We start from the raw sequence: 21,344 nt of genomic DNA on the forward strand, positions 1-21,344 counted from the left end.
GATCTGTCAATGCCAAAAGTGAAGCCATTGACTTGAATGATCTTTTTTGTATCAAATGCTACTCACTGAATTTGTTGCATCGTTATAATGAAGATCTGGCTGACTTACGGGAGGTAAACTGGTTTCATATGCCGACGAAAAAACCAACAATTTCCTCCTCTCACTCCGCTTCGAAACCGACGCAGAAGACAATTGCGGAAATCACCGGTCTTGCGGTGACAACTGTCTCGCGGGCGCTTCAGGGGGATGAAAAGATTGCACAGGCAACCCGCCTGCGCGTAAGTAAAGTTGCTGAAGAAATCGGCTATGTTCCTGATCGCGCCGCTCAAAGGTTGCGTACGGGCAAGACCAAAGTTGTTTCGCTGATTCTCGATCCACACAACGAAATCCTCGGTTTCGGAAATTCCCTGATCACCGGTGTGGCCCATGCTTTGGCGGGGACGGATTATCATTTGAACGTGACACCGCAGTTTCTTGGCGGTGATCCGATTGAGCCGGTTGAGTACATCGTACGCAATAAGCTGGCGGACGGAATCATCTTCTCGCGGACGCGGCCTTTTGATGAGCGAGTACGGTTTCTTCGGGAGCGCAGTTTTCCGTTCACGACTCATGGGCGGACCGAGTTCGGCTATCAGCACTCCTACGTTGACTATGACAACGAGAAATTTGCCTACGAGTCAGTGCTGCGATTGATGCAGAAAGGGCGGCGGCGGATTTGCATTATCCTGCCTCCTAACCAATTCACGTTCCACCAGCATCTGAATTACGGCTATATGCGCGCCATCCGTCAGGAAGGGCTGCAGAGCTATATTCCGGGTGGGATCAGTCTGGATTCAGATATGCCGGAGGTGTTTGAGTGGGCGAAGAACATCGCAAGCTCACCAGAAGCACCGGATGGGTTCATTTGTCCGGGTGAAACGTCTTTCCTTGCGATTGCGAACGGTTATCGTCAGGCCGGAAAAGCGCGTGGTCTGGATTTTGATGCGGTGGTGAAGTCAAGTTCGCAGACACTGCATCAGATTGATCCGCACATCGACAACATCAGTGAAGACATTCAGGAAGCTGGCGTTCTGCTGGGCACCAACCTGCTGAAAACCATGGAACATCCGGATGGCCCGTTTGAGCAGACCATCCAGGATCCGGATATCACTTTCCCGTCTCTCAAGTCCTTTCAGGACTGAGGTTCAGGAGGCGACTTTCGGCGCTTTTTCTTCGATCCAGAGATCGTGATTTTCAGGATAGGTGAAGCCTGTTTCAACGGCCAGTTGCTTCAGGAAGCCGATCATGTAGTCGGTGCGTTCGCGCGCAACTTCACGGCCTTCCTTGGTCTGCATGGTTTTATGCAGTTTCAGCAGCTTCAGGGCGAAGTGATCGACACCGAAGGCCTTGTCATCAAGCTCGCGATCGCTGGCGAACAGGTCACCACCATGGAACAGATTGGAGTTCATGGTTTTGGCGATGTAGAACGTGCGAGCGATGCCGATAGCACCGAGAGATTCCAGACGGTCTGCGTCCTGCAGAATCTTGGCTTCGATGGTTTGTGGCTCGATTTCAGCTGAGAAGCTGTGCGCTTCAATGGCGTGTTTGATGCGCTCGATTTTGTCGGCAGCTACGCCGAGTTCCTGAAGGATCGGCTCGGCTGCATCTGCGGACAGTTTGGAGGCTTTTGCACGGTTCGGGGAGTTCTTGGGAACGTTGACCAGATCATGCAAATAGGCAGCAGCGACAAGCACTTCCTCATCCCCTTCGCCGCGGCGTGCAGCGATATCCAGCGCAGCCAATTTTACGCGGCGGGCGTGGTAGAGGTCATGACTGGCATCATCGCTCTGATCATGCGCTTTCAGCGCGGCTTCCAACTTCTTTTCGAACTCAATCATCGGAACTCACTTTTGCAAAATGAGTCCGAAACCTACGTCAGGTCAGTGTGCATTTCGAGGCTAAACTGGCCTGATCCCCCGACAAATTTTCGCGAGGTCCGAGAGACGCCAAAATCATTTTTGCGTATGATACAACAAGGTACCAAGCGCCATTACTCCTCTTCTTTGGCGTTGGCAGCGTAGTTCATGACGTTGAAGATGTAGTTCTGCTCAATCGTGCCATCAAACAGGTGTGCCCATGGGCCTTTGGCATAGACAGCAACATCCGTTCCGGCATGCGTTTCCTTATCCAGCGGAAGCAGCGATTGCTGTTTGTAGTCCGGGTCCAGAGCTTCTTCCTGAGAGACGACAGGACGTGTGCCAAACCAGTTGTTTTCTTCTGTCAGAATTGAGCCTGTGCCATTCAGATAACCTGCAACAGTGAAGGGCTTGCCATCCAGTCCCAGAAGCATTTCGTCAGTGTGTTTGACGCCGTTGTTGTCGATGCCCATGCACAGGCCGTTGATGGGTGACCCACGACCACAATAGCCATTGAAAGAGAGCGTATGGGCATGATCAGCGGTTACGATGATCAGCGTGTCCTGATCGCTGGTCATCTGCTCTGCCATGGCGACGGCTTCAGCAAAAGCAACGCCATCCGTCAGAGCTCGGAACAAGTTTCCGGCATGATTGGCATGGTCAACACGGCCTCCTTCCACCAGCATGTAGAAGCCGTTTTCATTATCTTGCAGCGATTCAATGGTCAGTTTTACCATTTCTGCGAGGGATGGCTGGTCTTTTCGGTCATAGTCGTAATCCATGTGGCCTGAACTGAAAACGCCAAGCACTGGTTTGCCAGCTGATGGATCAAGTTCGCTGAAGGACTTTTCATCCCACACATAGGTGGCGCCAAACTCTTTGGCTTCATCGATGAGGTTGCGGCCATCTCTGCGGTTTCGATCTTTGCTGTCTTTGTCTGTTGCCGTTTCAGGGAGCATATGGCGGCGCCCTCCTCCCATAGCTATGTCAATGGTGCCGTTTTTGATCTGATCCAGCAGCTGCACAGCGATGTCCGGAACATCGCAGCCTTCTGGCACGCTGGCATCATCCTCATAGCGCCTGGAGGCGACATGAGCATAGGCGGAAGCTGGTGTCGCATCGGTCAGGCTCGCTGTTGTGATGATGCCTACAGCTTTGCCTTGGGCGGCAAGAACTTCAGCAATGGTCGCGACACTTCCCGCTTCAACTGCGGAGCAATCGGCGAAGTTCACCGTTTCATCTACGCCCAGCACACCGGATTTGGTTTTGACCCCTGAGTGAAAGGCCGTGCCAGTTCCTGCTGAATCTGGCGTTTGCGCATTGACGTTGTAGGTCTTGACCAAGGCGCTGTGAGGAAAAGCTTCCTGAGGCAGAACATTTTCTTCCCCCAGCAAACCGTTTTGCTGGCCCTGAAAGATGCGCGTAGCGTAGTTGGTTGCGATGCCGTTGCCATCCGCAATCATCAGAATGATGTTTTTAGCTGGCTTTGTGATGGGTTGTTGAGCCAGCTTATTCTGGATTTCAGCTTCTGCTGCTTCAAACCATCGATTGTTTTTTTGAGGAAAATCCGGCTCTGCCCAAGCCAGAGCGGTGGAACAGGTCAACAGGACCGCAGCAAGTGGCACTCTCATATTCAGCCCTCAACAGGTGATGTTTTGGGCGCTGTGTTTAGTTTACAAGTCTTAGAGTTCACTATGATGAACCCTAAGAATTCGACTTAGATTTCGTATTGTTTGCAACGACTGCCCTGCGACAATCGCGCGCAATACGTAGTTTTATGTAGATCGCAAATGCTGTCTGCTTCACACTTGTGCTTTCGGGCATGAAGATCACGAGGGGCGAGTTGAGTGAACTAGACGATCTGTTGGAGGCGACACCTGCGGCTCTGCCATTTGCTGAACATCCGCTTCGGCAAGCTATTCTTGCGGAAGTACATGCACGCCCATTTGTGCCGATCCACGGTGAATGGCAGATTTTACAGTATGCCTTCATGGTGGATCAGGACCAAAAGCACGCAGAGCGACAGGCGCTTTCCATGTTTACTGGTGAGCATTCTGATGAGGCTTCAGAGCATTATTTGCACCATGCCTTTGAGGGCTATTCACTGCGTTGGGAGCAACACAGCGAGTTTTCGACCTATGCTATTGAAAAGCCTCTGAAAGCAGCTCTCAGTGATGATTGGACAATCAGTTCTTCACTATTTGCAGAAGGTAAGCTCTCGCTTCCCGGCGAGCTGATTGCTGCTGTTCAGCTGACCGTAAAAACTGCTGCCTCCCCGCTCTCAGAGGACCTGTTTGAGGAGTTTGACGCTGCAAGTCTCAGTGTCTCTGAGGTGATTGAAGGGCGCGCGACGTTGGTGACTGATTTTCGGGCCAATGAGGATGGCATTGTTTCCTTTCTGCTGCTGGATCATGGGCTTTCTCCATTGGAGCTCGGAGCAACCGTGCGGCGGGTGTTGGAGTTGGAGACCTACAAGACACTTTCTCTGCTAGGGCTTTATGAAGCGCGCAAGCAGCAGGTTATCGTCAGCCGGATTGAGAGTGAGTTGGTTCAGATCACCTCGCAACTTCGCAGTTCCGGCAGCGCGAAGCCGCAATCACTGGCTCAAAACGAGGAGCTTTTGTCAGATCTTTCCTCGCTTGCTGCTGATCTAGAGGCCTCAGCCATGGAAAGTCTTTTCCGGTTTGGTGCAACGCGAGCTTACTCTGACATTGTCAGGCGTCGTCTTGAGACACTGGGAGAGGCCAGCGTTTCCGGTTACGACATGATCGGGCGTTTCTTGAACCGCAGGCTCGCCCCTGCCATGCAGACGTGCCGGGCTATTGAAGAGCGACAAGCCAATCTGTCTCGCAAGTTGACGCGCGCAGTGGGTTTGCTACGGGCCCGGGTGGATGTGGAACTGGAACGGCAGAACCGAGATCTGTTGAGCTCGATGGATCAACGCGCCAAGTTTCAACTGCGCTTGCAGCAGACCGTAGAAGGCCTCTCCATCGCGGCGATCTCGTATTATGTAATCAGTCTGATTGGGTATGCGCTGAAAGGTGCCAAAACGCTTGGGTCGCCGATTGATCCCACTGTCGGCATGGCTGCATCCGTGCCGTTGGTGGTTGGGGTGCTTTGGTACTTCCTCAGAAAACTCAAAGCAGCACACTGAAGGGACACTGATGGCGACGATGAACGCCGCCATCGGAACTCTTAGAGATAAGCCGCAGAAACTAGCCGCTGCGTGTACTCTGTTTGCGGTCTGTGCAGGACATCCAGCGTTTTTCCGGCTTCCACCACGTTGCCGTGTTGCATGACCATCACGTTATGGCACAAAGCTTTAACGACCTTCAGATCATGACTGATGAAGAGATAGCTTAGCTTCAGCTTATCGCGCAGGTCTTTCAGCAGCTCGATGATTTGCGCCTGAATGGACAGATCAAGAGCAGAGGTTGGCTCATCCAGCAGGATAAATTTGGGCTTTAAAACGATGGAACGCGCAATAGCGATCCTCTGGCGCTGTCCGCCGGAGAACTCATGGGGAAAGCGATCCATGGTGCTGCGTGGCATCTGCACGGCATCCAGAGCTTCTGCGACCATGGACTGCCGCTCTTTATGGCTGCTGCCGATGCCATTGACCTTGAGGCCCTCTCCCACAATCTCGCCGACAACCATACGCGGGTTGAGCGAAGAAAACGGATCCTGAAAGACCACTTGCAGGTCTGTTCTAAGCGGTTTCAGCTCCTTCTTGGTCAAGTTATCGATCCGGTTGCCATCAAAGGTGATGGCGCCTGCATCTGCTTTGAGAAGCTGCAGGATCGACATGCCCAGAGTGGACTTGCCTGATCCAGACTCCCCTACGATCCCAAGCGTTTCGCCTGATTTGATTTTAAGGGAGATGTCGTTGACCGCCACCAGTTCCTTGGTCTTGCGACTGAAGAAGCTGCCGTGTTTGGATTTGAACGTGACCCGCACTTTATCTGCCTGCAGCAGATCATACAGCCCCTCCTCCAGCTCATCCGGCGAGCCTGTTGGCTCACTGGCAATCAGGTGCCGGGTGTACGGGTGGGATGGCGTTTCAAAGACCTCTTTGGTCGTTCCGGTCTCCACCAGTTTCCCTGCACGCATAACGCATACACGGTCACTCACCTGACGCACTACGTTAAGGTCGTGGGTGATGAGGATGATTGCCATGTTGTGGCGTTGCTGCAGCTCTTTCATGAGCTTCAGGATTTCGGCCTGCACGGTTACGTCCAGTGCTGTGGTTGGCTCATCCGCAATCAGAAGGTCCGGTTCATTCGCCAGTGCCATGGCGATCATAACGCGCTGGCGCTGGCCACCTGAGAGCTGGTGCGGATATTGGCTGAAGCGGATTTCCGGATCCGGGATCTTCACCTCATCCAGCATGCGGATGGCCTCAGTTTTGGCGTCTGCTTTGGAGATTTTCCGGTGAGAGCGGATCATCTCGATGATCTGATCGCCAATGCGATAGACAGGATTGAGGCTGGTGAGTGGTTCCTGAAAAATCATGGAGATGCGATTACCGCGGATCTTTTGCAGCTCCAGCTCACTCATACTTGCCAGGTCACGGTCATCAAACTCGATGTGCGAGCCTTCCGCCAGCGTGGCGTTTTCAGCAGCATACCCATGATCGCGCGGGCAGTGACGGACTTGCCTGAGCCGGACTCGCCCACCACGGCCAGCGTCTCGCCCTTTGCTACGGAGTAGCTGGCGCCTTTCACCGCCTCCACTGTTCCCGTCACAGTTTTGAAGCTGACGGCCACGTCGCGGATGGTGAGGAGGTCTTTGTGTTGTGTTTGGTCGATACTAGGCATTGCTGTAGGGATCCATTGCATCACGAAGGCCATCGCCAGCGGCGTTGAAGGCGAGTACGGAAATGATGATCATCGCAACTGGTGCCATCATCCATGGCGCGGCGCTGAAGGACTGGAAGTCGAGGATCTGGTTGAGCATGCTGCCCCAGGAGACCATCGGCTGTTGAATGCCCACTCCGAGGAATGACAGGAAGCTCTCCAGCAAGATGATTTCCGGCAACTGGTAGGTCGCCCAGACGATGATGTGCGAAGACGTATTCGGCACGATATGGGCGCCGATGATACGGCTGTTGGATGCGCCCACCGCTTCCGCGGCCCGTACATACTCCAGATTGCGCATGGAGAAGACTTTACCGCGCAACTCACGGCAGAGGTCCGCCCATCTCAGCAGCACAAGGATGCATGCGAACATGATGAAGATGGTGATCGGTTCAGCACGGCGTGGCAGCAAGGCGACCAAGGCCAGATAGAGCGGCAGATCTGGGAACGCTTTGACGAACTCAACCAGTCGTTGGACGACGAGATCATAAAGACCGCCGAAATAGCCTGAGCTGACGCCCATAATGATGCCGATTACGCAAGCGGAGCCCATCACCAGCAGCGCCATGAGCAGTGTGATACGGGTGCCGTAGATCATACGGGAGTACACATCACGGCCCAGATTATCTGTGCCCAGAATGTGGAACTTGCTGCCGTCTGTTGTACCAAACAGGTGGGTGTTGAAGGTCATGCCCAGAAACTGCCAGGGCTCCCCTTCCACAAACAGAGCGACATAGGAGATCTTATCGAGATCAGGTACGAATGTGATCTCGAAGGTCTGCATGTTCATTTCTTCTTTGAAGCCGGTGACGTATGGCGTCGTTAGGCTGCCGTCTGGTGTGAAGAAATGCAGTGTTTGTGGCGGTGAGTATAAGGCCGCACGATTGGCAGTCTGCGGTCCATATGGCGCGATGAAGCCCGCAAAAATGGCCGTCAAGAATATCAACATGCAGGCGATGAAGCCGACCATGCCGTATTTGTTGCGGACGAAGCGGCGAACGACGAGGCCCCAGTATGAGATGGAAGGCCGGTCTTCTGCCAGTTGCTGTGCGTCTACACTGCCGTGTTCAATTGCATCGCTATCAATCTGGGTCATCACGTGTTTCCTTCCATAGCGGCCTGACGGACACGTGGGTCAACGACAGCCAACAGCAGGTCAGCGACCAGATTTCCGACCACCATGATGGTGGCGACGAGCATGAAGATGGCAGCAACCACATACATATCGCGCTCAGCAACTGAAGACAGGATCAGCGGACCAATGGTTGGAACGCCAAGAACGATGGCGATCTCGATTTCACCCTTAATCATGTACTCAAAGCGGCTGCCGATGTTCATGATGACGGGGTGTAACGCATTCGGAATGGCGTGCACCATGATGATGCGGCGGCGGGACAGCCCCTTGGCGCGCGCGGTTTCAATGTATTGGGATTTCATCACGTCCAGCAGATTCCCGCGCATCATGCGCAGTGTGTATGCCTGCCCTGCCCAGATGGAGATGAGCAAGATTGGCCAGACGTGTTTGAGGAAGTCCCAAAGCTTATCAAGGGACCAATGGTCCTGAAGAAGATACTCAGGCGACTGAAGTGCGCCGATGTAGGGTGAGTGCCAGACGAAGGCCAGATAATACAGAATAATCAGCGAGATCACGAACTTCGGGATGACGATGCCGAGGAAGGCAACGATGGTCGAAATGGTGTCGCCAAGTTTGTACTGGTTCATGGCTGCGTAAACGCCAAGCGCACCCCCGATGAACTGGGCGAGTACCATTGCGGTGAATGCCAGAGCCAATGTGCGTGGCAGACGCAGGCCGATGACTTCCGTGACCGGTTTGGAGAAGAAGAACGAGTCTCCGAAATTGCCAGCGGTGACGATGCCAACGATCCAGCGCCAGTACTGCACAACAACCGGCTGATCCAGCCCCAGCTGTGCACGTAGAATTTCTGCTTGAGGTTCCAAAGCTGCACGGGATTGCCCGGTTTGTGCGGCGGTGGTTGACATCCACATGTCAACATAGTCGCCCGGTACGGCTTGTATGATTGCGAAGGATACAATGGAGATCCCAATCAACAAGACCAGTGTTGCAGCTGCACGTTGCGCCAAAAAGCGTAACAGGCCCATCTATCTAGCCCTCCCAGCTATGAGCATTTTTTGCTTATTATTACGAGGGCGGGCCAGAAGCGGCCCGCCCTTTCTGCCTTAGTATTCAGCGATTGTTCCTGGGAGGAGTTCTTTCAACTGCTGATCCTTTGGTGTCCAGAGGCGCTCGCGCACCACACCGTCTTCTGCCCATTCGAACATGTTGACTGGTGTGCCTGGGTGAGCGTTCTTGATGCGCTTGTTGACGAGAAGCGCAGCAGGAGCCTGAACGGTGCCAATGGTGTAGGCATTTTCGGTCCACAGACGCTGGATTGTCTTGGCAGCTTCAGCTGCTTCAACGGCGTCCCAGCTAGACAGGATGGTGTTGTAGGCGTCGACCATCTCAACTTCGAAGTCCATCAGATTGCGTGAGCCATCTGAGCCCGGCAGGTGCCGTGATGGGCAGCTGTTGGCAATTGGAAGCTGATAGCAGGTCTCACGGGTCGGCAGGTTCCATTCCTTACGGCGGATCAACATATTGAAGTCGCCGCTCTTGGAAGCTGTGTCGATTACATCCACGTTGCGGATGAGGACGCGGATGCCTGCTTCTGCCAGCATCAGGATGACAGCGTCGGCCTGTTTTTTGTCCGTTACCTGCTGGCGATCGGTCATCATATCGATTTCCAGATCAGCGCCAGTACCCGGCATGTTACGGATGCCGTTGCCATCTGTGTCTTTCAGGCCCAGAGCATCCAGCATGGCGTTGGCTTTTGCCAGATCATATGGATAGTAGACCGTGCTGTCGTAGTCGTAATACGGAGACCCGCTGGAGAAGCCGCCGGAGTACGGATACATGAACGGACCACGAGCCACAGACTGGCCTATTGCCTGACGATCTAGCGCATGACTGACAGCGACACGGAAGTCTTTGTTTCTAAAGAACTTGCGCAGTTCTGCGTCGACTTCATCCTGAACGCCGTTGGTCTCAGAGAAGTTGAACTCCAGTCGCCAGGACAGGACGCGAGGGCCGAAGTTGGCTTTAACCGGCGCATCTGCAGAAAGGGTCTGTTTGAGCGCTTCCACGTAATTGCCCGGATTTTCCATATTAGAGAAGTCACCGGTGCCCGCTACTGCCTGTGTCGTGCGGTCTGACCATGTGGTCAGCTTGAAGTGCATTTCATTCAAGTAAGGCAGCTGATTGCCGGCTTCATCCGTTTTCCAGTAGAACGGATTGCGGCGCAGAATGACCAGTTCATCGGCTTTGTGGCGCACTGGCACCCAAGCGCCCAACACGGCAGGTGGCACCGCATCAGCTGGCATTGCGTTGCGGTATTCTTGGTAGGATGCATCTTTGTTGTACTTCGGATGCTTTGCTTTCAGAGCGTGTGCTGGTCCAGGGCAGCCTGAATGTAAGCCAGAGACTTCAGAATTTCCGGGCCTTGCGGCTTGGTGAAGGTGAACTTGAATGTGTAAGCATCAATCACTTCAAGAGTGGTGCCATCGCCGAGACCGCCTTTTGGTAAACGGGATGCAACGTTTTCATCCAGAACGTTGTCTTCCCACCAGAAGCGGATGTCTTCTGTATCAAACGGATCACCATCTGACCATTTGACGCCTTCAACCAGATGCATGGTCAGCTCGGTCCTGTCTTCGCTCCACTCCCAGCTTTTGGCCAGATTTGGCAGCGGACCAGACTGTTCTTCTGCCTTAACCTGCCAAAGCGGGCCGTTGCGAACCAGACATTCCTGAACGGCCATGTTAATGCCACCCCAGCCCTGATGCTGACCAGCGAGCCAATTCCAGCCTTCTGGACGACCGCCGATCACATGGCGGAATACGCCGCCGTAAACGCCGATGCCGTCGGACATTGCCATGGTTTTCATGACGAGAGGTTCTGCTGGTAAACGCTCTTCGACTGGTGGCAGCTTACCTGCTTTGACCAGATCATTCAGGAATGGTGCTTCGCTGTACCCATCCAGCTTTTTGTAGGTCCACAGATCACCGCGCGACAGCAGCTCATATTCCAATGTGGACATGGACTGCTCAACCGGCATCTTATCGGCCAGTGCCGAACTTGCCATGACAGCGCAGAGGCTTACGCCTGCAGCTAAGCAAATTTTAGACACAAGGTTTGTTGAAGACATCAATTCCTCCCCCTTTTACGTTACTCCCAACACCATCATGGCCACCGGTGCAGTTCATTTTCCTCCGGCTTTCTACTCAAAAATTCCGATTTTCTTCGTAGATGCTTTTAAACTGCGTATTTCTCTATACTATACACATGGGAGAATACAGAGAGCCGAACTCTCGTATAAATATCGATTCATCAGGCTCTTTGAATATTGACGTAAGAGGAGGATGTATAATTGAGTATTAGCGACGATCTATATCGCCAATATCTGGACCAGAGCGTTATCCCCTCGACAGATAATTTCCTAATTATGCGTCATAAACCTCATGTATTCTCCAAAAGACCGTACCACCACCATGCTTCTATTGAAGTAAACTTCCTGATCAACTGTGAAATGGACTATTCCTTCTCGGGAAGTCATGTGACGGTACATCCCGGTTACATGATTTGTTTCTGGGGGCTGCGCCGCACGGTGTTGTGGATGTCCGCGGTGATGGTGATATGGTCAACCTTTACATCTCCTTTGCACAAATCTTGCAGTGGGGGCTGCCAACACGCATCACAGATGCGCTCATTTCCGGAGATGTGATTTGCAACAAGGCGCCCTGCCCGATTGATGCTGTTCGCTTTGGACATTGGGCTAACGAGTTCAAAAGAGATGACATCAACTGGCGCAAGCTGGTGTTGAGTGAGATCTCGTCGCGCTTTACCAGACTGGCACTAGATGGCTGGAACACGCTGCATCATGACTACCGTCAGTCGAGCACAGTGGTGGGGCGCGGGAAATCCATGCTGCATGTTGAGGAGATGTTGCGGTTCATATCCGAGAACCACACCTCCGATATTTCCGTCACCGATGTTGCTGAATTTGTTGGCTTATCGCCAAGTCATGCGATGACGCTGTTCAAGCGCATTGTGGGGCTGCCTATCAAGGAGCATCTGACCCGCGTGCGACTTTCACATGCGCGCATGTTGCTTGCAGAGTCTGAAATGAAGATCTTGTCCATCGCCATGGACTCCGGTTTCCGTTCGCTTTCAAGCTTTTATGAGGCGTTTCAGAACCACTTCAGCACGTCGCCTGCAGCTTTTCGCAAACAGGCGCGTAACATCGGAAAAATATAGCGGGCAGTTTCCCACCCGCTCTTTGCTTTTAGCCAGTAACGACGACACCACCATCAATCACAAGTGCCTGACTGGTCATCATGCGGCTGGCCTTGGACGCCAAAAACAGTGTTGCTTCAATGATATCGTCTGGCTCCAGATGTTCTTTCAGGCACTGACGGCCCAGATGCGCCTTCAGGTCTTCTGGCGTTGCCCAGAGGTCCTTCTGGCGCTGTGTGAGCACCCAACCCGGCATCAAAGCGTTGACGCGAATATTGTCTGGTCCCAGCTCTCGGGCCAGTGCGCGGGTCAGGCCGGTGATCGCTGCTTTGGAGGTCTCGTAGGCCGGATAGCCTGCGTTGCCCATCATGTAGGAGATGGAGGAGAAGTTGATGATTGATCCACCACCTGCTGCTTTCATACCAGCTGCTGCTGCCTGAGCGGTGAAGAAGTGCGGGCGCAGGTTCACGTTCATAGACGCATCCCATTGATCTTGCGTGAACTCTTCCAGATTATGGCGGGTGTCGTTTGCAGCATTGTTGACCAGCACGGTGACTGGGCCATGCGCTTCTTCAGCCTGTTTGATGGCAGCCTGCAGTGCATCTACATCGGTAACATCACACTTGATGAACAAAGGTGCGACGCCGTGCTTTTCTTTCATCTGCTCGGCAAACTCAGAAGCATCAGAGCGCTGCACAAAAGCGACTTTGGCGCCTTGTTGCATGAAGCCGTCAGTGAGGCTTGCGCCGATCCCTGCTCCACCGCCCGTGATGAATACACTTGCGTCCTTCAGATCATGAAAGGTGACATTCCCAGACATTTGTTCCCCCAGGGAGTGCTTGGCACTCTTCTTTGATATATCAGAATATACATAAGCGGCTGCCTCGTTCCAGACAACCGCTTATGTCATCGCGTTACTCTAACAAGCACAGGTTCTTTTTACGCAGTTTCAAGCACTTGCTTCTGCGTCCATGCTGGCAACCAGTCCTTGTGCGCTTCCAGAAGCTCGTCCACCATTGCCCAGATCTGCTCCAGATCCAGCTCCGCTGCGGTGTGCGGATCCAGCATGGCAGCGTGATAAATATGCTCACGGTTCTCGGTCATGAGAGCTTCAACTGTAAGCTCCTGCGGGCCGATGTTCGTGCGCATTAGTGCAGCCAACTGTGGAGGCAGTTTGCCGATATGCGTTGGCTGAATGCCGTTGCGATCAACAAGGCAAGGCACTTCCACCGCGCAATCCTGAGGCAGTGAAGTGATGTAGCCTTTGTTCTGAACGTTCCCGTAGATTACGGATGGTTCGCCGGTCCAGATGGAGTTCATGATGGTGGAGGCGTACTCTTGACTGCGTTCCACTTCGATGCTCTCGGCGTTCTTGTAGTCTTCCACCTGAGACTTCCAGCGTTCGATCTGCTCTACGCAGCGAACCGGATATTCATCGAGCGGAATGGAGTATTTCTCCAGAAGATCAGGACGGTCACGCTTGATAAACCACGGAACATACTCGGAAAAATGCTCTGAGCTTTCAGTCACGAAGTGACCGAGACGGGTGAGCATTTCGTAGCGCACGACGTTCTGACAACGGGGGTTCCAAGTGGAGGGCTTTGGATAGCGACCTTCGCGGTAGCCTTCCATCAGACGTGGGTAGAGGTCTTCGAAAGTGCCGTCTTCCTTGATCTCTTCCAGATACAGATAGAACGCCATGTGATTGATACCTGCGCATCTATAGCGGATATTTGCAGGATCCAGATCAAGGTCGTGGGCCAGTTCTTTCACCGTACCCTGAACAGAGTGGCAGAGGCCTACCTGTTTGATTTGTGGGTACTTTTGCGCGATGGCCCAGGTGTTGATCGCCATCGGATTCACGTATTGCAGCATGACCGCTTCCGGACAAACCTTGAGCATATCTTCGCAGATGCTCCAGAGGTGCGGAACGGTGCGCAAGCCGCGCATGATGCCGCCGATGCCGAGGGTGTCGGCGATGGTTTGGCGCAGGCCGTGTTTCTTTGGAATTTCGAAATCGGTTACAGTGCACGGCTCGTAGCCGCCGATCTGGAAGGCAACCACAACAAAGTCAGCGGAATCAAGGGCTTCCATCTGGTTGGTGTGGGTAGAGACGGTTGCACTCACTCCCAGTGTCGCAATCAGTTTGCGAGCAACGATTTCAGATTCACCAAGGCGCTCTTCGTTGATATCCATGAGAGCAACGTGTGCTCCAGACAGCGCCGGACGCTGCAGGATATCGCCGATAATGTTCTTCATGAAGGTGGTCGAACCGGCACCAACAAAGGTAATTTTGGGGTTTCGGGCCATGCTTTTCTCCCATTTCCCGAAGAGCTCGCCAGCGCTTCAGGTTGCATAGTTCTTGAGGGGATAACCGGAAAGCCTTGAGACGAACGTCCTGCAGCTCACCTTTGAGCAAAACCTATGGGTCGGCGGCGTCTATTTCTTCCCGTTTTCTATTCTAAATTTCCGGAAACCGCGGCAAATGAGGGAAGTTACGCAGTATCGGCCATACTTGACGCAGCGTCTTCACCTGCCAGCTGTGAAGAGATAAAGCCGTTTTGCTCCAGTACTTTAGCAGTTTTGAATAAATACTCTTCGCCGTAACGCGGGCCAATAAGCTGGATGCCGATTGGAACACCCTGGTGTTTTTCTTTGCTTGGGATGCTCATTGACGGCAGGTCGAGGAAATTCATCGATCCGAGGTAAGTAGTTGTTTTTATGATCTCTTCAAGGCTCCCAACCGATTTAACGTCGGCACCTGCCTCAAATGCGTTTTTTGTGCAAACGGGTGCGATGATTACGGGATATTTGCGTTGAAATTGGTCAATCAGGCGGTGGTAGTGAGATCTGGAGCCAAAGCGCGCGCATAGCGTGATAGTCCATGGGCGGTGCCAATTGTGTGTAGTACTCAAATACGGTGCGCAGCTGCTCTGAAGCAAACTTGTCGATGATTGTCTCTTTTTGCAGCGCCACTTCGGTGATCAGCAAAGACGAGTAGCGATCGAAGGCTTCCTGAATGAAGTCGATGGAGGTGTTCTCCACCTTGTATCCCCGCTGCGCCAGCGCCTCTCCGGCCTGTTTCAGCACCTCGTTGATTTTCGGGTCGGCATCAGGCGGTGTGATGAGTGCGACGGTGTTGGGATAGGACTTATCCTCGTCCATGTCTGGCAGCGACCATGTATCCAGATCGGAATAACCACGCATGACATCGTAGGCGAGTTTGAGATCATCGACGGACCGTGCGAGTGGGCCCTGAGCGGAAGACAGTTGGATGGTCATGGGCCGCTCTGCCGGGCTGGTGGCGTTGTAAAACGGTATGCGGCCATGGGATGGGCGCAGGCCGAGGACGCCGCAGCAAAAGGCAGGCAGGCGAATAGAGCCGGAAAGGTCTGAGCCGTGCGCGATGTAGCCGATGCCTGCGGCCAGAGAGCTGCCTGCTCCACCGCTTGAGCCACCCGGTGTGAGGGCCGGGTTCCACGGGTTCAGCGTCTGACCGAATAGGACGTTGTCCGTATGGAAGCGCCACGACATTTCCGGTGTGTTGGTGCGGCCAATGGGAATGGCCCCTACCCGTTTCAGGCGCTCTACCAAAGGTGCATCCTGTTTGGCGATCAGGCTTGCAAAGGCTTTGACACCGTTGTTGGTTGAGGCGCCTTCCTGATCAACATTTTCCTTGATGGTGACGGGCACCCCGTGGAGAGGACCAAGTTCATCACCGCGTTCAATGGCCTGATCTGCCAGTTCAGCAGCTTTGCGGGCCTTTTCGTCATACCGGGTGGTCACTGCATTCAGATGAGCTTTTTCATCGATGCGAGCCAGATGCTGATCGATCACCTCAGCGCAGGAAATCTGGCGGTTGCGGATCGCGGTTGCGACTTCGATAGCTGTCAGTTTGAAGATGTTGTCGGTCATTTTACAGGTTCCTCAACTAACGAAGATCAGGGAGAGTTCTGGCAGGAAAGTGACGAGCAGCAGGACGATGAGCATAAGCAGGACAAAGGGCACGATAGATCTGGTGACTGTCCAGAAGCTTTCCTTGAAGGCTTGCGAGGCCACCACAAGGTTGATGCCGACGGGTGGCGTAAGCAGACCAATCTCCAGATTGATGATCATGATGATGCCCAGATGCACCGGATCAATGCCGTAAGCGACGGCAACAGGCAGCAGAATTGGCGCCATGATCAGCAGTGCCGAGATGATTTCCATAAAGAAACCAACCAGCAGAAGCAGGATGTTGAGGCCGATCAGGAAGAGCCATTTTTCCTCAACATGGGCAGACAACCAGTCTGCCAGCTGGCCCGGTACCTGCTCTGTGGTCAGCACCATGTTCAGAGTTGCGGCGATGGCAACAATAGGCAGCAGACCGCCAAGCAACTGGGTGGTGTGAATGACTGCATCCCAAAGTTGCGTCATCGTCAGTTCCTTGTAGATGAACAGCTCAACAGCAAGCGCATATGCCAGTGCAATGGCCGCGCTTTCAGTTGCAGTGAAATAGCCGGAATAGATACCGCCGAGCAGGATGACTGGCATGAGCAATGACCAGATGCCATTGGATATGGCGGTGCCTGCATCTGCCAGATCAAAGCCAATGCGCGGGATGGTTCTGTTCACCCATGCCGAGTAGGAGGCCAGAATGAGTGTGAGCAGCAAACCTGGAACAATCCCGGCCAGGAACATGTCGGTGATCGACGTTTCTGTAACCAGCCCGTAGATGATCATCGGGATGCTTGGCGGAATGACGACACCCAGTGTGCCTGCACTGGAGAGCGCTCCAAGGGCGTATGGGGTTGAGTAGCCCTGCTCTTTCAGCGCAGGATAAAGGACTGTGCCAACCGCCAGCAAGGTCACCATGGAAGAACCAGAGATCGCTGCGAAGAAGGCACAAGACAGGATGGTTGCCACACCAAGTCCGCCGGACAGCGAGCCGGTGAGCTGCTTCAGCACGTTTACAAGACGTTCTGCGATGGCGCCGCGGCTCATGATGGACCCGCAGAGCAAGAAGACCGGGATTGAGAGCAGCGCCTCACGATCCAGTGCAGCCCAAAAGTCCTCTGCCATGAACATCAGCTCGCCGTCGCTGTAAAGCAACTGCACAGCACCGCCTAGAACCATCAGGATCACGATCAGGTTCTGGCGCAGGACCAGCATGAGGATGACAGAGAGGGTGAGAAGGATGGCTGTGCTCATTCCAGATCAGCCTCCGCTGGTTTCAACGAAGGCATCACCGCAAAGCTGAAATGGCGGAGCGCATTGGAGCAGAAGGCATAGGGCATGATGGTTTGGAACCACCACAGCGGCCAATCCACAACGGGGACGAGAAAGCCAATCTCATAGGACGAGCGCACAAGCTCAAAAGAGATGTAGCCAGCAAGCAGAAAGAGACATCCGCTCAAGACATCTCCCAGTCTTTGCAGCAGTCCCTGCCATGCCTGTGGCAGCACATTGTCGGTGAACTTGGGGCGGATGTGGGTGCCGGAGGACGTTGCCAGCCCCAAGCCAAGCATGCCTGCAAATATGGCGGAAAACAAAGCGATTTTGCTGCTGTGCATCAACGAGGTCTCAAAGAACTCACGCGCGACCACATCTGCCAGCATGGCTACCACAACAATGATGTAGGCCAGTGCCGCAAAGGTCGCTTCAAAGCGGTAGAGCAGATGGAAAAATCGCTTCATGCAAAATGAAAAGAGCCCTTAAAACGGGCGGGCTCTTCCTTTCTGGTTCAAGTCAAAGTGTGCAGCTTGTCTTGCCTCCAGAATTTTCGGCCAGATTTCTTCTGCCTGACCACCAATTGAGCTGACCAACTGCTCTCGCAGTGGCACAACGGCTGTCTTCCAAGATTCGCGCTGTTCCGCTGACAGCTTATGGACGTGACCACCGTTTTCCTGAAAACCTGCGACCATGCCGTCCGCCATATTGCGCACTTCATCCCGCAAGCCCTGAACAGGCACCAGTGCGTTGGTGATGCTCTCCTGCTCCGTTGCGCTCAGCTTCTTCCAGGTGCGCATGCTCATAACGAGCGCGCCAGACTGATGCAGGTGGGCGGAAAGAGTGAGATGGGGTGCCAATTTGCCCATGCCCATGGCCACATAGGTCATGGCTGGCAGTGTTCCGCCCTCCACCATTCCGGTCTGGATGGCAGATGGGGTTTCCGCCAATGGCAACACAACCCCGTTTGCACCCATGCCCTGCCAGAAGTTGGCGGAGTATTTTGCAGGAGCGGCCCGCACTTTGACGCCTTTGACATCATCCAGCGTGACCAGCGGTTTGGTTCCGAATGCGTGGATCCAGCCGAGTTCATTCCACTGGAGGAACTTCAGGCCTTTCTTTTCAAAAAGTGGCTCAAAAACAGTTGTGAGGTGCTTGTCCATGGCGCAATCGATCTGGGCGTAACTGTCCCACAGGAACGGGACGCCCATGAGGGCCATTTCAGGCACAACAGTTGAAAATGCTGTCATGGAAGAGCCGAGAATATCAATGCGTCCGCGAATAGTCTTTTGAACCATCACAGGTTCAGTCCCGAGCTGGCCTGCATGAAATAATTTCGCGCTTATTTCACCGTCAGAGTTTGCGCTGATCTTTTCGGCGATGGCATCAACATGTTTTACCCAAGGGGTACCCAGAGGTGCACTTGTTGCAAACTTCAGTTCTTTTGCGGCCTCAGCGCCCCCAACTGACGCAGCGATAGATGCGGCAGCACCCAGCAATAAACCATGTATTTTCATCGTCCCCCCTATATGTTCCCAAATCACACATGCATTCTGCTATTATCGGTGGCCCCAACCTGAGAGATGCTATAGTTTGGCAACTCTATTCTCATTATCAAAAACAGAACTTATCGTCTAGTTTGAGTGTAAAATGAAATCTTATAAGCCAAAACAAAAACGAGGCTATGAGGCGGAGCAGAATTTCCTGCAAGCTGCAAAAACGATTTTTGCCAAGGAAGGTGTGGCACGGGCGCGGGTTTCAGATATCGTTCAACTCGCGGGCTCTTCAACGGGCAATTTTTACTTTCGATTCAAGAACAAAGAGATGTTGTTCGAGCGCCTTTTTGAAATATACGAGGAGCATGCGCAAGGCCTTATTCAAGACTTGCAGGACCCGTTGGGGTCTTTGGAGAGCACCATTTACTTTGTCACAGCCCTGAACCAGCAACTGCTTCAGGAAAATGTCGGGCTTTACCGTGCTGCCCATGAAGTTTCCGCCAAAGAGCCTGAAACCTGGAAGCGATTCCAACAGCTGACTCTTGCCACAGCAGAGCGTATTCTGACCCTCTGTGAGCCCTATAAAGACGAGATCCCTTTTGAAGATTGGGAGCTTCAGGTGCGTCAGGCGATTCAGCTGATCACTGGCTTTACGGCCAATCAGGCGATCCGTGATGCAGGCCCTGCCCATTTTGGGTCTCAAGCGATGGTCGACATGCTCTTCCTGGCCGCTATGGGCGTGCTGGGGCGTACTCCATCAAAAGAGTTTGAGAGCCAAAAAGAGAAAATCCATCAGATATTGAAGGATGACCGATATTCCTAAAGCGTAAGCTCCAAGAATTTTGTAGTATACTCGTATAAGTTTTAATTTTGGGAGGAATTATGACTGATACACTTAGTGCTCCGGCGTGGACACCTACTGTATTTACCAAGCCAATCAACGTGAATGGCTACAGATCTGTCGTGGAAATATTTGAGGAGCAAATGGCCGCTTCGCAGATAATGTAGCCTTCACCAACTTTGGTCAGTCACTTACATTTAAAGATGTTGATGAGAAATCACGCGCAGTCGCTGCCTATTTGCAGAATGAGCTGGGCCTGAAAAAAGGCGACCGCGTCGCCATTATGCTGCCGAATATTCTGGCGTTTCCAGTTATCATGTTCGGCATATTGCGCGCCGGACTGGTGCAGGTGAACGTCAATCCTCTCTACACACCGCGTGAGTTGAAGCATCAATTGAACGATGCGGATACGGACACCATCTTCATTTTCTCAGGTTCCAGCCCAACTCTGGCAGAAGTGGTTGCTGATACGCCGATCAAGAATGTGCTGATCGCGAATGTGGGAGACGCCACTGGGGTGGATATGCCCTCGCCGCCTGCGCATGAAATATTTGCGGATCGTTTGACGGTCAAAAACGTTCTTGCGAAAGGCGAGCAGCTGGAATTTACGCCACCGCAAATCAATCCAAGCGATCTGATCTACCTGCAGTATACAGGCGGTACGACCGGCCTTTCCAAGGGTGCAGCGCTGAGCCATGGCAATCTGGTGGCCAACATTGCGCAGTTTGATGCGGCGACAGATGGCTTTATGCGCGCGGGTGAAGAGATCGTGATCACGGCGCTGCCGCTCTATCACATCTTCGCGTTGATGGTGAACTGCCTGTCGTTCTACTGGCTTGGCTCGCAGAACGTTCTGATCACCAACCCGCGGGACATGCCGGGATTTGTAGGTGAGCTGAAGAACTGGAAGTTCAGCGTGATTACCGGTGTGAATACGCTCTTCAATGGCCTGTTGCATACACCGGGCTTTGATGAGCTGGACTTCAGCAACTACAAGTTCGCCATGGGTGGCGGTTCTGCCATTCAGCGGGCGATCTCAGATAAGTGGAAACAGGTGACCGGTCACCACATCATTGAAGGCTATGGCCTGAGTGAGACGTCACCGATCCTTTCCGTGAACCCGTTTGACAGCACTGAGTTTACCGAGACTGTTGGTCAATCGATGCCGATGACGGAGATCAAGCTGCTGGATGCGGAGGACAATGAAGTTCCGCTTGGCCAGCCGGGCGAGCTTTGCGCGCGCGGTCCGCAGATCATGCAGGGATACTGGCGCAAACCGGATGCAACAGCTGCTGTGATGACCCCGGATGGGTTCTTCCGCACCGGTGACATAGCGATCATGGATAAACGTAACAACTTCAAGATCGTGGACCGGAAGAAGGACATGGTGCTAGTGTCCGGCTTCAACGTGTATCCGGCTGAGGTTGAAGCAGTGATTGCTGAGATCAAGGGCGTGGTTGAAGTGGCCGTTGCAGGGACATCTGATGATCGGACTGGAGAGGCTGTGAAGGCCTTTGTGGTGCGTAGCAGTGAGGATGTGACACCAGAAGCGGTTCAGGAGTACTGCCATAAAGCGATGGCGGCCTATAAAGTGCCGAAACACGTGGAGTTTTTGGAAGAACTGCCGAAATCAACCGTGGGCAAGATCCTGCGCCGGGAGCTGCGGGACAAGTAAGTTTCCTGTCAGACGACATAAAAAGAGCCGCAGTTGATCGCTGCGGCTTTTTTCGTTTCATC

Annotated in this window: 17 protein-coding genes and 2 pseudogenes; 5 read left to right on the forward strand and 14 right to left on the reverse strand. The window is 53.3% G+C overall.

Features of this window, described 5'->3' with window-relative positions; genetic code table 11:
• Positions 1 to 128: 128 nt before the first annotated feature.
• Complete coding sequence (locus JCM12308_RS00815) at positions 129 to 1,181, forward strand: LacI family transcriptional regulator (RefSeq protein ID WP_008546830.1); 1,053 nt, start codon at positions 129 to 131, stop codon at positions 1,179 to 1,181.
• Between the two features lie 3 nt (positions 1,182 to 1,184).
• Here the strand turns inward: JCM12308_RS00815 and JCM12308_RS00820 are convergent, their stop codons facing one another.
• Together JCM12308_RS00820 and JCM12308_RS00825 are read right to left on the reverse strand one after the other, a co-directional pair.
• Positions 1,185 to 1,877, reverse strand: a complete 693-nt coding sequence (locus tag JCM12308_RS00820; RefSeq protein ID WP_054782572.1) for an HD domain-containing protein — start codon at positions 1,875 to 1,877, stop codon at positions 1,185 to 1,187.
• 152 nt (positions 1,878 to 2,029) lie between these two features.
• On the reverse strand, positions 2,030 to 3,526 hold the full coding sequence (locus JCM12308_RS00825; protein ID WP_054782573.1) for an alkaline phosphatase: 1,497 nt from the start codon (positions 3,524 to 3,526) through the stop codon (positions 2,030 to 2,032).
• Between the two features lie 212 nt (positions 3,527 to 3,738).
• Between JCM12308_RS00825 and JCM12308_RS00830 the strand changes: the two genes are divergently transcribed.
• The gene (locus tag JCM12308_RS00830) at positions 3,739 to 5,049 is read left to right on the forward strand and encodes a DUF3422 family protein (RefSeq protein WP_164845243.1); all 1,311 of its coding nucleotides are present in this window, start codon (positions 3,739 to 3,741) and stop codon (positions 5,047 to 5,049) included.
• A gap of 41 nt (positions 5,050 to 5,090) precedes the next feature.
• On the opposite strand, the pseudogene JCM12308_RS00835 reads toward JCM12308_RS00830, so the two are convergent.
• The 5 genes and pseudogenes from JCM12308_RS00835 to JCM12308_RS32015 all read right to left on the reverse strand — a co-directional run bounded on the left by JCM12308_RS00835 (position 5,091) and on the right by JCM12308_RS32015 (position 10,974).
• Positions 5,091 to 6,751, reverse strand: a pseudogene (locus JCM12308_RS00835) (ABC transporter ATP-binding protein).
• Positions 6,705 to 7,847: an ABC transporter permease gene (locus JCM12308_RS00840; protein ID WP_054782575.1), complete on the reverse strand. Its 1,143-nt coding sequence runs from the start codon at positions 7,845 to 7,847 to the stop codon at positions 6,705 to 6,707. Before JCM12308_RS00840 ends, JCM12308_RS00835 begins: the two are co-directional and overlap by 47 nt.
• Positions 7,847 to 8,872 (reverse strand): ABC transporter permease, encoded by a 1,026-nt coding sequence (locus JCM12308_RS00845; protein ID WP_014285399.1) that lies wholly within the window; start codon positions 8,870 to 8,872, stop codon positions 7,847 to 7,849. Before JCM12308_RS00845 ends, JCM12308_RS00840 begins: the two co-directional genes overlap by 1 nt.
• 78 nt (positions 8,873 to 8,950) lie before the next feature.
• Positions 8,951 to 10,150, reverse strand: a complete 1,200-nt coding sequence (locus JCM12308_RS28705; RefSeq protein ID WP_208978147.1) for an ABC transporter substrate-binding protein — start codon at positions 10,148 to 10,150, stop codon at positions 8,951 to 8,953.
• Between the two features lie 56 nt (positions 10,151 to 10,206).
• Positions 10,207 to 10,974, reverse strand: coding sequence for an ABC transporter substrate-binding protein (locus JCM12308_RS32015; protein ID WP_208978148.1), 768 nt, complete (start codon positions 10,972 to 10,974; stop codon positions 10,207 to 10,209).
• A 434-nt stretch (positions 10,975 to 11,408) separates the two neighbouring features.
• Between JCM12308_RS32015 and JCM12308_RS00855 the strand changes: the two genes are divergently transcribed.
• Positions 11,409 to 12,083 (forward strand): helix-turn-helix domain-containing protein, encoded by a 675-nt coding sequence (locus JCM12308_RS00855; RefSeq protein WP_128647298.1) that lies wholly within the window; start codon positions 11,409 to 11,411, stop codon positions 12,081 to 12,083.
• 28 nt (positions 12,084 to 12,111) lie between these two features.
• Here the strand turns inward: JCM12308_RS00855 and JCM12308_RS00860 are convergent, their stop codons facing one another.
• The 7 genes from JCM12308_RS00860 to dctP all read right to left on the reverse strand — a co-directional run bounded on the left by JCM12308_RS00860 (position 12,112) and on the right by dctP (position 18,787).
• On the reverse strand, positions 12,112 to 12,882 hold the full coding sequence (locus tag JCM12308_RS00860; RefSeq protein WP_054782576.1) for an SDR family NAD(P)-dependent oxidoreductase: 771 nt from the start codon (positions 12,880 to 12,882) through the stop codon (positions 12,112 to 12,114).
• 119 nt (positions 12,883 to 13,001) lie between these two features.
• Positions 13,002 to 14,372 carry an alpha-glucosidase/alpha-galactosidase gene (locus JCM12308_RS00865; RefSeq protein ID WP_054782577.1) on the reverse strand — a complete coding sequence of 457 codons (1,371 nt, stop codon included), beginning with the start codon at positions 14,370 to 14,372 and terminating at the stop codon, positions 13,002 to 13,004.
• Between the two features lie 185 nt (positions 14,373 to 14,557).
• The gene (locus JCM12308_RS32020) at positions 14,558 to 15,004 is read right to left on the reverse strand and encodes an amidase family protein (protein WP_306303295.1); all 447 of its coding nucleotides are present in this window, start codon (positions 15,002 to 15,004) and stop codon (positions 14,558 to 14,560) included.
• Positions 14,889 to 15,977, reverse strand: a complete 1,089-nt coding sequence (locus JCM12308_RS00870) for an amidase family protein (protein WP_208978150.1) — start codon at positions 15,975 to 15,977, stop codon at positions 14,889 to 14,891. Before JCM12308_RS00870 ends, JCM12308_RS32020 begins: the two co-directional genes overlap by 116 nt.
• A gap of 12 nt (positions 15,978 to 15,989) precedes the next feature.
• Positions 15,990 to 17,252 (reverse strand): TRAP transporter large permease, encoded by a 1,263-nt coding sequence (locus JCM12308_RS00875; RefSeq protein ID WP_054782578.1) that lies wholly within the window; start codon positions 17,250 to 17,252, stop codon positions 15,990 to 15,992.
• Positions 17,249 to 17,737 (reverse strand): TRAP transporter small permease, encoded by a 489-nt coding sequence (locus tag JCM12308_RS00880; protein ID WP_054782579.1) that lies wholly within the window; start codon positions 17,735 to 17,737, stop codon positions 17,249 to 17,251. The genes JCM12308_RS00875 and JCM12308_RS00880 overlap by 4 nt, the downstream gene beginning before the upstream one ends.
• Before the next feature lie 18 nt (positions 17,738 to 17,755).
• Positions 17,756 to 18,787: a TRAP transporter substrate-binding protein DctP gene (gene dctP / locus JCM12308_RS00885; protein WP_054782580.1), complete on the reverse strand. Its 1,032-nt coding sequence runs from the start codon at positions 18,785 to 18,787 to the stop codon at positions 17,756 to 17,758.
• A gap of 133 nt (positions 18,788 to 18,920) precedes the next feature.
• Between dctP and JCM12308_RS00890 the strand changes: the two genes are divergently transcribed.
• Together JCM12308_RS00890 and JCM12308_RS33210 are read left to right on the forward strand one after the other, a co-directional pair.
• Positions 18,921 to 19,589: a TetR/AcrR family transcriptional regulator gene (locus tag JCM12308_RS00890; protein WP_008546516.1), complete on the forward strand. Its 669-nt coding sequence runs from the start codon at positions 18,921 to 18,923 to the stop codon at positions 19,587 to 19,589.
• A gap of 59 nt (positions 19,590 to 19,648) precedes the next feature.
• A pseudogene (locus JCM12308_RS33210) lies at positions 19,649 to 21,282 on the forward strand (AMP-binding protein).
• Positions 21,283 to 21,344 lie beyond the last annotated feature (62 nt).

Source organism: Pseudovibrio denitrificans JCM 12308 (assembly GCF_001310815.1).
In the GTDB taxonomy this organism is placed as follows: Bacteria; Pseudomonadota; Alphaproteobacteria; order Rhizobiales; family Stappiaceae; genus Pseudovibrio; species Pseudovibrio denitrificans.

Excerpts from the sequence above, each read along its gene's own strand:
- JCM12308_RS00870 (WP_208978150.1), bottom strand. The coding sequence starts at position 15,977 with ATGACCGACAACATCTTCAAACTGACAGCTATCGAAGTCGCAACCGCG.
- JCM12308_RS00875 (WP_054782578.1), bottom strand. The coding sequence starts at position 17,252 with ATGAGCACAGCCATCCTTCTCACCCTCTCTGTCATCCTCATGCTGGTC.
- JCM12308_RS00860 (WP_054782576.1), bottom strand. The coding sequence starts at position 12,882 with ATGTCTGGGAATGTCACCTTTCATGATCTGAAGGACGCAAGTGTATTC.
- JCM12308_RS00815 (WP_008546830.1), top strand. The coding sequence starts at position 129 with ATGCCGACGAAAAAACCAACAATTTCCTCCTCTCACTCCGCTTCGAAA.
- JCM12308_RS00840 (WP_054782575.1), bottom strand. The coding sequence starts at position 7,847 with ATGACCCAGATTGATAGCGATGCAATTGAACACGGCAGTGTAGACGCA.
- JCM12308_RS00825 (WP_054782573.1), bottom strand. The coding sequence starts at position 3,526 with ATGAGAGTGCCACTTGCTGCGGTCCTGTTGACCTGTTCCACCGCTCTG.
- JCM12308_RS00865 (WP_054782577.1), bottom strand. The coding sequence starts at position 14,372 with ATGGCCCGAAACCCCAAAATTACCTTTGTTGGTGCCGGTTCGACCACC.
- JCM12308_RS00820 (WP_054782572.1), bottom strand. The coding sequence starts at position 1,877 with ATGATTGAGTTCGAAAAGAAGTTGGAAGCCGCGCTGAAAGCGCATGAT.
- JCM12308_RS00845 (WP_014285399.1), bottom strand. The coding sequence starts at position 8,872 with ATGGGCCTGTTACGCTTTTTGGCGCAACGTGCAGCTGCAACACTGGTC.
- dctP (WP_054782580.1), bottom strand. The coding sequence starts at position 18,787 with ATGAAAATACATGGTTTATTGCTGGGTGCTGCCGCATCTATCGCTGCG.
- JCM12308_RS28705 (WP_208978147.1), bottom strand. The coding sequence starts at position 10,150 with ATGCCAGCTGATGCGGTGCCACCTGCCGTGTTGGGCGCTTGGGTGCCA.
- JCM12308_RS00890 (WP_008546516.1), top strand. The coding sequence starts at position 18,921 with ATGAAATCTTATAAGCCAAAACAAAAACGAGGCTATGAGGCGGAGCAG.
- JCM12308_RS00880 (WP_054782579.1), bottom strand. The coding sequence starts at position 17,737 with ATGAAGCGATTTTTCCATCTGCTCTACCGCTTTGAAGCGACCTTTGCG.
- JCM12308_RS32015 (WP_208978148.1), bottom strand. The coding sequence starts at position 10,974 with ATGTCTTCAACAAACCTTGTGTCTAAAATTTGCTTAGCTGCAGGCGTA.